Origin of the sequence: Thalassospira sp. CH_XMU1420-2 (assembly GCF_037029325.1) — a bacterium.
GTDB lineage: Bacteria > Pseudomonadota > Alphaproteobacteria > Rhodospirillales > Thalassospiraceae > Thalassospira > Thalassospira povalilytica.
On the sequence record NZ_JAYMEG010000003.1, the window covers coordinates 65,005 to 78,439 of the forward strand.

The window sequence follows — 13,435 nt, forward strand, 5'->3', positions numbered from 1 at the left end:
GTCTTGACAGGTTGGCTATTCGATCAGAATGGCCCGGAAGTCGTTGACGTTGGTTAATGTCGGGCCGGTGATGATCAGATCATCAATCCGCGCAAAGGCGCTATAGGCATCGTTGTTGGCAAGATATTGCCGTAAATCAACACCGGCTTTCTGTGCCTTTTGCCAGCTTGTCCCATCCATGATCGCACCGGCATTGTCTTCGCTGCCATCAATACCGTCGGTATCAATGGCAATGGCGCTGAACCCCGGCTGATCGCGCAACTGGATCAGAAGCGACAGCAAAAATTCGCTGTTGCGTCCGCCGCGTCCGCCTTTGCTTCGTACTGTTACCGTTGTTTCCCCGCCCGAAAGCAGGACACAAGGTTTGGCGGCCGGTTGCCCGTGATTGGCGACCTGATGGGCGATACCGGCATGCATGATGGCGACCTCGCGCGATTCCCCTTCGATTGCATCGCCAAGGATCACCGGGTTCAGACCCATTTTGCGGGCCACTTCCGCCGCGGCTTCAAGGCTGTCTTGCGGGCGTGACAGCATGATGGTTTCATGCCCGTCAAAGCAGGGATCATCGGGTTTGACCGTTTCATCATCGGCACTGCGCAAAAGCTTTTCGGCGGCCGCGGGGATGTCGATCTGGTAATGGCGGATGATATCAAGCGCGTCCTGACCCGATGTCGGGTCGGCAACGGTCGGTCCCGATGCAATGATTGCCGGATCGTCGCCGGGTACATCTGACACCAGATAGGTAATCATGCGGGCCGGTGCGGCGGCCTTGGCAAGGCGTCCTCCCTTGATCGCCGAAAGATGTTTGCGCACGCAATTCATTTCCGAAATGGTCGCGCCACTGCGCAGCAATGCCTTGTTGATCGACTGCTTGTCATCAAGGGTCAGTCCCGGACCGGGCAGGGCAAGCAGGGCCGACCCGCCGCCCGAAATCATGCAGACCACCAGATCATCAGGGCCCGCCGATTGAACGATTTCAAGAATGCGTTTCGCGGCTTCTTCGCCCGCAGCATCCGGCACAGGATGTGATGCCTCGACGATTTCAATCTTCTCACAGGGAACAGCGTGGCCATAACGCGTGACAACAAGTCCTTCAAGATCGCCTTTCCATTCCTGCTCAAAGGCGCGCGCCATGTTGGCCGATGCCTTGCCAGCACCAATGACAATGGTTTTTCCTTTGGGCGGGGATGGCATGTTGCGGGGGATCTGAACACCGGGATCAGCCGCCTTAAGGGCCGCATCCATCAAAGCCAGAAGTTTCTCGCGAGACGTCGTCATATCGGGGTTCCCTGAATGTATTTTATGATGTTTTCGGCCTTGTTTCGGGGTGGCGATCAGGTCGCCTGTTTGTCCGAAGCCGTTTTAAAGAAATCAAGCACGGCCTGAAGGTGATTGGACATCGCCTTTTCCGCGGCATCCGGGTCACGGGCGGCGATTGCTTCGATGATGTCGCGATGGTGGTCCTGAACCATACGGTCAAAGGACGGGCCGCTCATTGAATTGAAACGGATTTCAGTAAGGGCAGCCTGCAACACGTCATGAAGCATCTTCATCACGTGATAATAAATGATCGACCCGGTGGCACGTCCGATCATCATATGCAGACGATGGTCATCATCGGCGCGATATTTGGCCGCACGTCGCGGGTCATGGGCCTGACGGAAGGCCAGCCGCAACAGTTTGATATCCTCGTCACTGGCATTGATGGCCGCACGCCGTGCCGCCCATGTTTCAAGCGTGCAGCGGATTTCCTGCAAATCGCGCAGGTTATTGATCGAATCGCGCACAAGATCGGTCATCGCCGTATCCATATCGATCCCGGTCGATGACAGGATTTCGGTGCCGCCCCCCTGAACCGCGCGCAAATAGCCGCGGGTCTTAAGTTTTTGCAGGGCCGCACGTACCGAGACCCGGCTGACTTTCATGCTTTCGGCAAGCTGACGTTCACCAGGCAGGCGGTCCCCGGGCAGGAAGATACCATCGGCAATCTTTTCAAGAATTTGATCAGCAACCTGATCGGCAATCCGTTTGGGACGTTTGGCGTCCTGGTTGTCGGATGCCGGGCTTGATTTGGCAGACGGCATGTTGGGTTTACTCCAATCGTGTTCTTCGGCGCCAACGCAGGTGAAAATCGGGTTCTGAGCATAATGGTCATACCACTTTACGGGATGTTGGGGGCCGACGCAAAGCGTCGATGTGTGAAGTGATGCGATATTGCAGGGCTATCTTGTCTCTTGGGCGATAAATTGATAGTTCAACAAGTGCCTGAACGATTGCCAGCACCGTTTTCACACTGTCTGGAACTGTTCAGCCTGACCTGCCACCTTTACCCAAAATACTGACTTTCAGGAGAATACGCGTGTCTCACCATGCAGGGGCCCTGTTGGGCCAAGATGATCCGGCCCCGTTTGAAGTTCTCAACGAAAATGGCAAAGGGCATTCGCTTTTTGTTTGCGACCATGCATCGCGCGCTATTCCCAAAAGTCTCGGCACCCTTGGCCTGCCCGAACAGGAACGCAAACGTCATATCGGTTGGGATATCGGTGCGCGCAAAGTGACCGAAATTCTGGTTGAACGGTTCGATTGCCCGGCTGTTCTTGGCGGGTATTCCCGTTTGGTGATTGATTGCAACCGTCAACTTTGGGATCCGACCGGCATGCCGGAAATCGCCGATCAGACGGTTGTTCCGGGTAACAAGAATGTCTCGCCGACCGAACATATGAAACGCATCCGCGAGATTTTCCTGCCCTATCACGGTGCGATCGAAGAACGCATTGCCAATTTCCACGCGCATAAAATCGTCCCGGCCCTGATTGCGATCCACAGCTTCACCCCGGTGTTCCAGGGCTTTGAACGTCCGTGGGAAATCGGTGTTTTGTGGGATCAGGATGATCGTATTCCGGTACCGCTTCTGGCCAAGCTGCGCGAACAGAATCCCGATCTGACCATTGGCGATAACGAACCCTATTCCGGGCAACACATGGCCGATTACACCATTGACCATCATGGCGAAGCCGGCGGGCTTCCCTGTGTGTCGATTGAAATCCGTCAGGATCTGATTGATACTGACGAAGGTTGCGAGAAATGGGCAAAGATCCTTGGCGATGCCTTTGTCGATATTCTTGCCGACCCGAACCTTTACAAGATTCGGAGAGACTGATTTGGTTGGGTCCAGTGCGCGCGAACCGGGATTTTCCATCGGGATCGAAGAAGAATTCTGGCTTGTTGATCGCCAAAGCCGCGATCTTGCCAAGGACCCGCCCGCCGATTTCCTGAAAGACGCCAAGGCAGAACTTGGCGATCAGGTTTCCAGCGAATTCATGCGCTGTCAGATCGAAACCGGAAGCACGGTCTGTAACAGTGCGGCCGAGGCCCGTGCGCAACTTGTCCATATGCGTTCCACCCTGTCCGGGGTGGCTGCGAAATATGACATGGCGCTGCTTGCGGCCTCGACCCATCCGTTTGCGCAATGGGACAGTCAGAAACATACCGACGGTGAACGCTACAACACGATTGCGCGTGATCTGCGTACCGTGGTTGATCGTTTGCTGATTTGCGGGATGCATGTCCATATCGGGATCGAGGATGATGATCTTCGGATCGAATTGATGGCGCAGGCAAGTTACTTCCTGCCACATCTTTTGGCCCTGACGACAAGTTCGCCGTTCTGGCGGGGCAGGGATACCGGCCTTCAGACATTTCGTTTGTCGGTGTTTGACAACCTGCCGCGCACAGGCCTTCCGGAAGTTTTCGGGTCTTGGGCGGAATATCGTCGCCATGTCGATATGCTGATCCAGGCAGGCGTGATCGAAGACGGCACCAAGCTATGGTGGGATTTGCGGCCCTCTGATCGCTGGCCGACGCTTGAAATGCGCATTGCCGATGTTTGTACCGATCTGGAAGATGCGATTTGCGTGGCATCGATTACCCGTTGTGTGATGCGCATGCTGTATCGTTTGCGGCGCAATAATCAGCGTTGGCGCATTTACTCGAACATGCTGGTGCGTGAAAACCGCTGGCGGGCCTGCCGATATGGCAGTGATGCCGGGGACAAGGCGGGACTGATTGATTTCGGGCGCGGGGAAATCGTGCCCTATGCCGATCTGGTCGAGGAAATCCTTGAACTGATCCGCCCTGATGCCGAGTATTTCGGCTGTGTTGCCGAGGTCGAACATGCCCGCGAAATCATCCATCGCGGCACCAGTGCACGCCGTCAGCGCGAGATCTATAATGCCGCCATCGAACGCGGGGCCAGTGTCAATGATGCCTTGCTGGCGGTGGCAGATTGTCTGATCGAACGAACCGTGCCGGGATCAGGCAATCTGTCCTGATGGCACTTGTCAGCGGCCAGTGCATTGAGTATCGTCGCGCCGCATTGAAAATTTCGCGCACCGGGTATCCGCTGTGCAATCCATCATCGGAGAAGAATTGATGACCGAAGTCGGTGGTATCGCAGCCGATCAGCTTGCGAGCTATGTTGAGCGTATCGAACGTCTCGAAGAAGAAAAGGCCAACCTGATGGCCGACATCAAGGAAGTCTATGGCGAAGCCAAGGCCCTTGGCTATGACGTGAAAATCCTGCGCCAGATCATCCGTCTGCGCAAAATGGAAGACCACGAGCGCACCGAACAGGAAGAAATCCTCGAAGTTTACAAACGCGCACTGGGAATGAGCTGAGTTCAGCAGATGCAATGTGAAAAGGGCCCGCAGAAGGGCCCTTTTTTATTGTCTCCGGTCTCTGAAGACCCAGAGGTTCATGGCTGTGAAGCTGTAGAACATTGAAATAATTGCAGCAAACAACAGCGAAATGATCGGTGTAGCAACGTTGTGCCACACAAGAAAACTGTACACAAAATAGTTCATGAAAAACGAAGTGACTTGGACGACAATGTAGCCTGTGAACTGCCGCTTTCCACGTCGTTCGGTGCTTTGAAACGTAAATCTGCTGTTCATCAACCAAGTTGTGAGTAAAGCAGTGGAGAATGATACAAGTCGTCCGCTGTATGGATCGAGACCTAGCATGTTGGTCATCACCCAGAGTAATCCTGCATCGGTTAAAAAGCCTAGCGATCCGACAATACCGAACCTGATTCCTTTCTTGATCGTCGAGCGGCTGATCATTTTGCTGCGCTATTTTCAAGAGCAGTACGTATAGTTTCGAGACGATCTGTATGTAGTAAATAGGAAAGCCTTTTTACTTCCCATTGGCCAATTCCGATGTTGGACAGTATGGCCCCGGTAACAAAACTCAAAACGGCAGAGATCATAATTCCAACCGTGAGGACTGCCGTTGGCAAGCGGCTAACAATGCCGGTTTCTAGATATTCAAATATCAAGGGGAGCCCCAGTAGCACCGACAAGGTAGCGAGGGCAGCGGCAATCAAACCGTAGAATACAAACGGTTTATGCGTCGCAGTGAATAGAAGGATTCGACTAAGGATTCTTGTGCCATCACGATATGTACGTAGTTTGCTCTCGGTACCTTCGTGACGGGCACCATATGATGTCGGGATTTCTGCAACGGGTGCACGCAGCATGATTGCGTGGACTGAGATTTCTGTTTCAATCTCAAACCCGGTCGAGATGGCGGGGAATGTCTTAACAAACCTCCGGGAAAATACGCGATAACCGGAAAAAATATCAGTGAAGCGAGCGCCGAAAAGTCTGGCAAATACAGAGTTGAATAATCGGTTTCCCATACGATGGCCGCTACGGTAGGCTGCCTCTTCTTTCTCTGCACGTGTCCCCACTACCATATCCAACCGCTCACTGACCAGACGATTGATAAGGTCGGGAAGTGCCTTTGCATCATATGTTCCGTCTCCATCGGCCATAACGTAGATGTCTGCCTCGACTTCGGAAAAACCACGACGAACTGCGTTTCCTTTTCCTGGAAGGAGTTCTGAAATGACCGTCGCACCCGCTGCACGGGCTTTTTCGGCGGTATCATCTTTGGAGGCATTGTCGATGACAACGATTTCAGCAGAAGGAATAACATCGCGAAAGGACTTAACAACATGTGTGATTGCCTTTCCTTCGTTAAAGCATGGCAACAGAACAGCGATACGTGCATGTTCGTATATCGATGAACTGTTCAGCGGGTTAGTGGCTGTCATTTCAGCTTCCTTCTGTTTTGGTTGCATTTTTGTACCGGCGCCGTTCTTTGATCCGGGCGACCAACCACGTCGAGAAAAATGCGAAAGCAATGGCAAATCCGGGAAGGGCGGTCATTTGGTATCGGGCGAGGTTCAAGCTGAAAGCTGCATAGAACACCAGCGAAAACAGAGATGGTAATAATACGGCAACCAACAGAGTATTTCGGTTTTTGATCGCGCAGATCAACAGCACGATAAACGCGGGAAACGTAAGTACTGCAAATTCGTCTATCCAAATTCCGCGATAGATCAGCGGCAGCGTGGTCACCATATGTTTTATGGGGTGCGACAGAATGGCGGATTTCATTTCGCCTTCGGCCTGATCGTAGGCTTCTTGAGCGGTCAGATTTGTAGTCTCTATGATTTCCTGCACACGTTTGCCAAATCCAAGTTGTCCTCTCAGGTAATAGCCTTCCGGAGCATACCATTCAAACGGTTTGACAACCTCTTCTGGAAAGAGGCTTTCAGCCCAACCGTCTCCGGCTCCCCGTGTCCAGTAGGTGAAAGCCGCCAGGTAGTCAACTAAGTCCATTTCGTTGAATACAACGCGGGTACTTAATGCAATTCCACCGCGGTCATCAGTGAACTGATATCGGCCAGAAATATCGTGATTGCGATCCATCCAAAATGCAATTGGCGTGATCACCACGGTTGCAAACACCAAAACTTTTGCAAGAGATGAACGCCAATCATTTTTGCTTAAAATGACAAAGCAAAGGCCCGCTAACAGTGCCACAGGGATGAAATAGACATATATGGCTTTGGTAAATGCCAGCCATACAAATGTAGCCCCCGGGAATATCCAGCAAAGCGGATTTCTTTGTTTCCAAGCCCACACGACGGCGAAAACAAGCAAACTGGCGAGAAAAAGAGCCAGCGGATCAGAAATCACATAATCATGATTTTTATGCGCCTGATGGTTCAGCCAGATATGCATGCCGCCCATAATTGCGGCAAAGGGGCTTCCGGTAATGCCACGTATGGCAAAGAACATCGCAAAGCCTGCCGCAACAATCAGAAGCCGATTTGTCCACTTTGTCAGTATGTATGGCTCTGTCCCGCATCCTTTGTCCGGCAGGCAAGCCCCGGTAATACTGTCAATGCTGCCATCGATTTTCAATATTTGCGAGAGTAACAGCGGATAGCCTGGCTCGCGAGAGATTGCAGGCGTTATCGTTTCTTCGGTCGCGTTGATATTTTCACTGACAGTACCAAATTTGGCGAGATTGACAGCAATGCCGATATATTGCCGGGCATCGGCATAGTCCGGTTGCTGTGCCTGTTTTAATGTGCCCATCCAAACTAGGCAAACAATGGCGCCCAGCGTGCACCAGAACACCTGCGACCTTCCCAAAGGTTTCAGTGTTGCTATCAGGCTGCCGATCATAAAACTCGCTCCCCCATTAATATTGCGGGTAACATAATGGCATTGAATTTGTAGGTAAATTTTTTAGTGTTGATCGGATCTGTTTTATTGATGTCTGAATGTGCCCGATGATTTCCCGTCCCCAAATTACCGCCGAAGTCACTGATGGCGTCTGTCGGCTTTTGTATCATCATCAGATGTCCTGTCTGACCGAGCTTCGGTTGGGGAATGGTCGTCGGCTGGATGTTTTGGCATTGGGGGCCAAGGGGGAATTGTGGGCAGTCGAAGTCAAATCCTCGGTCGAGGATTTCCGGGCTGATCAGAAATGGCAAAGCTATCTTGATTATTGTGACCGCTTTTTCTTTGCCGTGCCGATGGATTTTCCGCGCGATCTGATCCCTGATGATGTCGGCTTGATTGTCGCAGATCGATTTGAAGCCGCGATCATTCGACAATGTGAGGAATCCTCACTTTTGGCAGCAAGGCGGAAAAAGCTTTTGATTTCGTTTGGTCAAACGGCGGCGACCCGTCTTCAGGGCGGGGGCGGTGACGCGGTGTTTGTGACCTGAGCGGCATAAACAAAAGGCCCCGGAGAATACCCGGGGCCTTTTGTCGATTGCAGGGATTTACTCCGCTGCCTTGAGGTGCTCTGGCGGGTTGCGGAACTGTTCGATCAGTTCGGCTTCGCGTTTCTTGACCTTGGCGATATTGGCGTCCTTGACATGTCCATAACCGCGAATTTGTTCCGGAAGCGCCAGCAATGCGTTGGCAATGCGGAAGTTATCCGCAGTCAGGCCGTCGATAACTTCTGTAACAAGCTTCTCGTAATCGGCAATCAACTGGCGTTCCATCTTGCGTTCATGGGTACGGCCAAACGGATCAAGCGATGATCCGCGCAGGAATTTGAATTTCGCAAGTATGCGGAAAACACTCATCATCCAGGGGCCATAGGTCGATTTCTTCAGCTGACCGCTTTCCGGGTCCTGGGTCGCAATGGCCGGCGGGGCAAGGTGGAAGTTGATCTTGTAATCACCGGTAAAGTTTTTCGCCAGTTTGGCAAGGAACCTTGGATCGGTGTAAAGACGCGCGACTTCGTATTCGTCCTTATAAGCCATCAGTTTGAAGTAATATTTGGCAACCGTGCGGGACAATTCATCACCACCACCAAGCCGCTTTTCTGCAGCAGCAACCTTGTCGACCAGGGCAACAAAGCGATCCGCGTAAGCAGCATTCTGATAGTCGGTCAGGAAGGCCCGACGTTTGGCAACGATGTCGGAAAGTTCGGTTGCGATCGGATGGGCTTCGGCTTCGTTCGGGCCGACCACATCAATTACCCGTTTGGGATCGTGGGCATAAAGGCGGCCCCAGTGGAAGGACTGCTTGTTCATGTCCACACCAACACCATTAAGCTCGATCGCCTGCATCAGGGCTTCTTCACTGATCGGGATCAGACCGCGCTGCCAGGCAACACCCAGCATGAACAGGTTGGTCGCAATCGAATTGCCCATCAGGCGGGTTGCAATGTCACTGCCTTCGACAAAATGCACCGCATCCGCCCCACACGCATCATTGATGACTTTCATATGCTCGTTGGTCTTGAGCTGGAAGTCCGGATTGCGGGTAAAAGCACCGGTGACGGTTTCATGGGTGTTGATCACCGCTTGGGTAAAGTTGCGGCGCATCTTGGCAAGGCCTTCGTAACTTGCCGCAACCAGAAGATCACAGCCCAGAACCACATTGGCTTCACCGGCCGGAATGCGGGCGGCATGCAGTTTGTTCTGGTCATTGGCAAAGCGGATATGACTGACAACCGCACCGCCTTTTTGCGCCAGACCCGCCATATCAAGGCCGACAATACCTTTGCCTTCGATATGGGCTGCCATGCCAAGCAACGCGCCAATAGTCACAACACCCGTACCACCAACCCCGGTGATAAGAACCGACCACGGATCATCAATATCGGGCAGGGTCGGACGTGGCAGGCTGGCAAATACCGCATCACCTGTTTTATCGCCCTTGGCCGCGGCTTCGGGCTTGCGCAATGACCCGCCTTCAATGGTGACAAAGCTTGGGCAGAAGCCATTCAGACAGGAGAAATCCTTGTTACAAGCCGACTGGTCAATCGCACGTTTGCGGCCAAATTCGGTTTCGACCGGCACAACCGCAAGGCAGTTGGACTTTTCACCGCAATCGCCACAGCCTTCGCAAACCAGATCATTGATGAAAACGCGCTTGGGCGGATCGACCATCAGTTTGCGTTTGCGACGACGGCGTTTTTCCGCAGCACAGGTCTGATCAAAGATCAGGATCGAAACACCTTCGATTTCACGCAGTTCTTTTTGGGTACTATCAAGCTCATCGCGGTGGCGAATATCAACACCCGGCGCAAAGTCCGATCCCATCGGATATTTGTCAGGTTCGTCGGATAGGACGATGATGCGTTTTGCACCCTCGTCATACATTTGCCGGGTGATTTGCGGTACGGTCAACGGACCGTCAACCGGTTGTCCGCCTGTCATGGCGACCGCATCGTTAAACAGAATCTTGTAGGTAATATTCACACCCGACGCGACGGCGGCACGCACGGCCAAAGACCCGGAATGGTAATAGGTCCCATCGCCCAGATTCTGGAAAACGTGCTTTTCATTGGTAAAGGGTGCCTGACCGATCCAGGTCACACCTTCGCCGCCCATATGGGTAAAGGTTTCGGTCGAACGGTCCATCCAGTTGACCATGTAATGGCACCCGATACCGGCCATCGCACGGCTTCCTTCGGGAACCTTGGTCGAACTGTTATGCGGGCAACCCGGGCAAAACCACGGAATGCGGGCCACATCCGGGCGCGGTTCGGCGATTTCCTTTTCCTTTTCGGCAAGCCAGTCGATGCGTTCATGAATGGCCGGGCTGTCATAGAAACGTTTGATGCGTTCGGCCAGAACCACGGCAATACGTGCCGGGGTCAGTTCATCCATCGATGGCAGGATCCATTCGCCTTTTTCATCGAATTTGCCGATCACGGTCGGGCGGACATCTTCGCGCCAATTATAAAGCTGTTCCTTGACCTGGTTTTCCATCACCGCGCGCTTTTCCTCGACAACGATGATTTCCTCCAGGCCCATGGCGAATTCTCGTACATCGTCACGGTTGAGCGGCCAGCTCATCCCGACCTTGAGAACCTTGATACCGATCTTTGCGGCGTCTTCCTCGGAAATGCCAAGGTCGTCAAACGCCTGCATGACATCAAGATAGGCCTTGCCTGTGGTAATGATGCCAAGCCGCGCATTCGGGCTATCGATCACGGTTTTATTGAGCTTGTTGGCACGCGCATATGCCAGTGCGGCATACAGCTTGTACTTCATCAGGCGGTGTTCCTGTTCCTTTGGCGTATCGGGCCAACGGATATGAAGCCCGCCTTCGGGCATGACAAAATCGATCGGGATAACGGGCGTGATGCGGTCCGGGGCAACATCAACCGCGGCCGAGCTTTCAACGGTTTCGGCGATGGTTTTCATCGCCACCCAGCACCCGGAATAGCGGCTCATGGCCCAGCCATGAATACCGAAATCAAGAATATCCTGCACACCTGACGGGTTCAGCACCGGGATCTGTGCGTCAATAAACGCATATTCGGTCTGATGGGGCAGGGTGGATGATTTGCACGAATGGTCATCCCCGGCCAGAACCAGAACACCGCCATGTTTGGATGTGCCGGCATGGTTGGCATGTTTGAACACGTCACCGGACCGGTCAACACCCGGGCCCTTGCCGTACCACATGCCAAAGACGCCATCATATTTGGCGTCCTTGTACATATTGACCTGCTGGCTGCCCCAGACGACGGTTGCGGCAAGGTCTTCGTTTACTCCGGCCTGAAATTCGATCTGTTGTTTGGTCAGGAACTTCTTGGCCCGCCAAAGCTGCTGATCCAGTCCGCCCAGCGGCGATCCGCGATACCCCGAAATACAGCCTGCCGTATTCAACCCGGCGCGCGCGTCAAGCTGGCGCTGCATCAGGGGCAGGCGTACCAGGGCCTGAATGCCTGTCAGGTAAACCCGACCCTCTTCCAGGGTATATTTGTCGTCCAGACTGATTGCCGCCAATTGTGCCATGACCGGTCTCCCTTGGGATCTCTCTGATATTCGGGTCATTCGGGTCTTACGCACTGCATTTTATTATATGGGATGTGGTGCAGTGTTTCGGTATGACCTGTTCTCTCATTCATTCGGGTCGGTTTGCGGGACCATCACCGAATACAAGAATGGTAATGAATACTGACCTTTTTTCAAAATGAACTCGCATCGCAATGCGTAAAACGCCCGATTGTATCGGTTGACGTTGGGTCAACTTATTATTTACTTATTCCGGTACCGATTTACGCGCAATATAATTGCGTCTTTGTTGCGATGCGATATTCCAGCGATGATCGAGTCTGCCTTCTGGCCGGGAAAAACAATGTGTTATGGTCAGGCAGATTTTAATGCAGCAATCAGTGGGGGCATAAGATGGAACAGCGCGTTTCGCTGATTACCTTGGGTGTTACCGATCTGGATCGTTCGCGCCGGTTCTATGAAAACGGCCTTGGCTGGAAAATGACCGAAATGGTCGAAGGGCAGGTGGTGTTTTACCAGCTGTCCAATGGCCTTGCGCTTGGCCTGTTCGGGCGTGATGCGCTTAAGGAAGACGGCAAGTTCGATGATGATACAGGCGCCAGCTTTGCCGGTCTGACCCTGGCCTTTAACGCGCGCAGCGAAGAAGAAGTCGATCATGTCATGGCCGAGGCCGAGAAAGCCGGGGCCAAAATCCAGAAGCCGGCCGAAAAGGTGTTCTGGGGCGGGTATTCCGGATATTTCCGCGACCCGGATGGTCATGCCTGGGAGGTTGCCTTTAACCCGTTCTGGGAAATCGATGATCGTGGCAATCTGATCATCCCGACCAACAAGGAATGACCATATCTTCCGGGCGACCCCGTATCCGGTTGCCGTAAAGGCGGAAACTGGCCGCGGGTTCCGGGGCTGCCCACCATCCCCCGGATTTCAGATCAGTGCTTTGGGCTTGCATTTGCAGGGCCAAGAAGACAAAACACAAAAGGTTTTTGTTGTTTTGAATGGCGCGGGAAACAGACAGGATAAAATATGTCGCACGCAGACTGGATCATGCAGTTTCCCGGATTGTCGCGTTTGTCGACGGAGCTTCGCCAATATCTGACCGATAACAGCCGGGTTATTGATATTCCGGTCGATACCGTGATCTTTGGCCCGGGAAAGCCACCCGAACAGTTATTGTTGCTGCTAAGTGGCACGGTGCGGGTTCAGAAAACATCTGAAACCGGGCGTGAAATTGTTCTGTACCGTGTGCATGCCGGTGAAAGCTGTGTGTTAACCACAGCCTGTCTGATGGCATATGAAGATTATTCCGCCGAAGGCATCGCAGAAACCGGATTGCAGGCGGTGGCCATTCCCCGTGATGTGTTTGATCGCATGGTTGCGGATTCACCGGAATTTCGCCAGTTCGTCTTTATGGCCTATTCGCGCCGCATGACCGACCTGTTTGCAGTGGTCGAAGAAATCGCGTTTCGCAGGCTCGATATCCGGCTGGCGCAAAAGCTGATCGAATTGTCATCCGAACAGCAAACCATCCAGACAACCCACCAAAAACTTGCAGGCGAGCTTGGCACCGCGCGCGAAGTCATTTCCCGCCAGCTTGCCGAATTTCAGCGTCGGGGCTGGATCGAACAGGCGCGCGGAGTCATCCATATTCTTGACCGCGATCAGATCAAGGCGTTGGCTAAACAGTAAAGGCACCTGCTTTCAGGCTTCTGTTTCATCAATAAAATCAAAAAATTATAATATTTGAATGTGTTTGGTGACTTGGTCACAGACGCGCTTCACCATGACTGGGTAGGATGATCTCAACA

The 13,435-nt window shown here is 53.0% G+C and carries 12 protein-coding genes; 6 read left to right on the forward strand and 6 right to left on the reverse strand.

All coding sequences use genetic code 11. From position 1 onward, the window contains the following. Window positions 1–15 precede the first annotated feature (15 nt). On the reverse strand, window positions 16–1,278 hold the full coding sequence (locus WA429_RS09930) for a glycerate kinase type-2 family protein (protein WP_228195883.1): 1,263 nt from the start codon (window positions 1,276–1,278) through the stop codon (window positions 16–18). A gap of 56 nt (window positions 1,279–1,334) precedes the next feature. Then, on the reverse strand, window positions 1,335–2,084 hold the full coding sequence (locus WA429_RS09935) for a FadR/GntR family transcriptional regulator (protein ID WP_068518147.1): 750 nt from the start codon (window positions 2,082–2,084) through the stop codon (window positions 1,335–1,337). Between the two features lie 275 nt (window positions 2,085–2,359). Between WA429_RS09935 and WA429_RS09940 the strand changes: the two genes are divergently transcribed. The 3 genes from WA429_RS09940 to WA429_RS09950 all read left to right on the forward strand — a co-directional run bounded on the left by WA429_RS09940 (window position 2,360) and on the right by WA429_RS09950 (window position 4,677). Continuing rightward, a complete protein-coding gene (locus WA429_RS09940; RefSeq protein ID WP_287465919.1) occupies window positions 2,360–3,160 on the forward strand; it encodes an N-formylglutamate amidohydrolase in 801 nt (266 codons plus the stop codon). A gap of 1 nt (window position 3,161) precedes the next feature. After that, window positions 3,162–4,331, forward strand: coding sequence for a carboxylate-amine ligase (locus tag WA429_RS09945; protein ID WP_250283005.1), 1,170 nt, complete (start codon window positions 3,162–3,164; stop codon window positions 4,329–4,331). 100 nt (window positions 4,332–4,431) lie between these two features. Continuing rightward, on the forward strand, window positions 4,432–4,677 hold the full coding sequence (locus tag WA429_RS09950; protein WP_007090950.1) for a DUF2312 domain-containing protein: 246 nt from the start codon (window positions 4,432–4,434) through the stop codon (window positions 4,675–4,677). Window positions 4,678–4,722: 45 nt separating this feature from the next. Here the strand turns inward: WA429_RS09950 and WA429_RS21440 are convergent, their stop codons facing one another. The 3 genes from WA429_RS21440 to WA429_RS09960 are packed head-to-tail and all read right to left on the reverse strand — an operon-like array spanning window position 4,723 to window position 7,542. Beyond that, a complete protein-coding gene (locus WA429_RS21440; protein ID WP_353799164.1) occupies window positions 4,723–5,121 on the reverse strand; it encodes a GtrA family protein in 399 nt (132 codons plus the stop codon). Further along, on the reverse strand, window positions 5,118–6,116 hold the full coding sequence (locus tag WA429_RS09955) for a glycosyltransferase (RefSeq protein ID WP_287465920.1): 999 nt from the start codon (window positions 6,114–6,116) through the stop codon (window positions 5,118–5,120). The genes WA429_RS21440 and WA429_RS09955 overlap by 4 nt, the downstream gene beginning before the upstream one ends. A 1-nt stretch (window position 6,117) precedes the next feature. Beyond that, window positions 6,118–7,542 (reverse strand): hypothetical protein, encoded by a 1,425-nt coding sequence (locus tag WA429_RS09960; protein WP_287465921.1) that lies wholly within the window; start codon window positions 7,540–7,542, stop codon window positions 6,118–6,120. A 107-nt stretch (window positions 7,543–7,649) separates the two neighbouring features. Here WA429_RS09960 and WA429_RS09965 point away from each other — a divergent pair, with 107 nt between their 5' ends. After that, window positions 7,650–8,090 carry an MmcB family DNA repair protein gene (locus WA429_RS09965; protein ID WP_287465922.1) on the forward strand — a complete coding sequence of 147 codons (441 nt, stop codon included), beginning with the start codon at window positions 7,650–7,652 and terminating at the stop codon, window positions 8,088–8,090. Between the two features lie 57 nt (window positions 8,091–8,147). Here WA429_RS09965 and WA429_RS09970 read toward each other — a convergent pair whose 3' ends face one another. Beyond that, on the reverse strand, window positions 8,148–11,630 hold the full coding sequence (locus WA429_RS09970) for an indolepyruvate ferredoxin oxidoreductase family protein (RefSeq protein ID WP_287465923.1): 3,483 nt from the start codon (window positions 11,628–11,630) through the stop codon (window positions 8,148–8,150). Between the two features lie 393 nt (window positions 11,631–12,023). Between WA429_RS09970 and WA429_RS09975 the strand changes: the two genes are divergently transcribed. Both WA429_RS09975 and WA429_RS09980 read left to right on the forward strand, forming a co-directional pair. Further along, entirely contained in the window at window positions 12,024–12,467 is a 444-nt protein-coding gene (locus WA429_RS09975; protein WP_287465925.1) for a VOC family protein, read from the forward strand. 186 nt (window positions 12,468–12,653) lie between these two features. After that, window positions 12,654–13,316, forward strand: a complete 663-nt coding sequence (locus tag WA429_RS09980; RefSeq protein WP_250283014.1) for a Crp/Fnr family transcriptional regulator — start codon at window positions 12,654–12,656, stop codon at window positions 13,314–13,316. The last annotated feature ends 119 nt before the right edge of the window (window positions 13,317–13,435 follow it).

Bases quoted from the DNA above. Each gene is read 5' to 3' on its own strand.
- WA429_RS09970 (WP_287465923.1), bottom strand. From the start codon at position 11,630: ATGGCACAATTGGCGGCAATCAGTCTGGACGACAAATATACCCTGGAA.
- WA429_RS09955 (WP_287465920.1), bottom strand. From the start codon at position 6,116: ATGACAGCCACTAACCCGCTGAACAGTTCATCGATATACGAACATGCA.
- WA429_RS09930 (WP_228195883.1), bottom strand. From the start codon at position 1,278: ATGACGACGTCTCGCGAGAAACTTCTGGCTTTGATGGATGCGGCCCTT.
- WA429_RS09980 (WP_250283014.1), top strand. From the start codon at position 12,654: ATGTCGCACGCAGACTGGATCATGCAGTTTCCCGGATTGTCGCGTTTG.
- WA429_RS21440 (WP_353799164.1), bottom strand. From the start codon at position 5,121: ATGATCAGCCGCTCGACGATCAAGAAAGGAATCAGGTTCGGTATTGTC.
- WA429_RS09960 (WP_287465921.1), bottom strand. From the start codon at position 7,542: ATGATCGGCAGCCTGATAGCAACACTGAAACCTTTGGGAAGGTCGCAG.
- WA429_RS09950 (WP_007090950.1), top strand. From the start codon at position 4,432: ATGACCGAAGTCGGTGGTATCGCAGCCGATCAGCTTGCGAGCTATGTT.
- WA429_RS09975 (WP_287465925.1), top strand. From the start codon at position 12,024: ATGGAACAGCGCGTTTCGCTGATTACCTTGGGTGTTACCGATCTGGAT.
- WA429_RS09935 (WP_068518147.1), bottom strand. From the start codon at position 2,084: ATGCCGTCTGCCAAATCAAGCCCGGCATCCGACAACCAGGACGCCAAA.
- WA429_RS09965 (WP_287465922.1), top strand. From the start codon at position 7,650: ATGATTTCCCGTCCCCAAATTACCGCCGAAGTCACTGATGGCGTCTGT.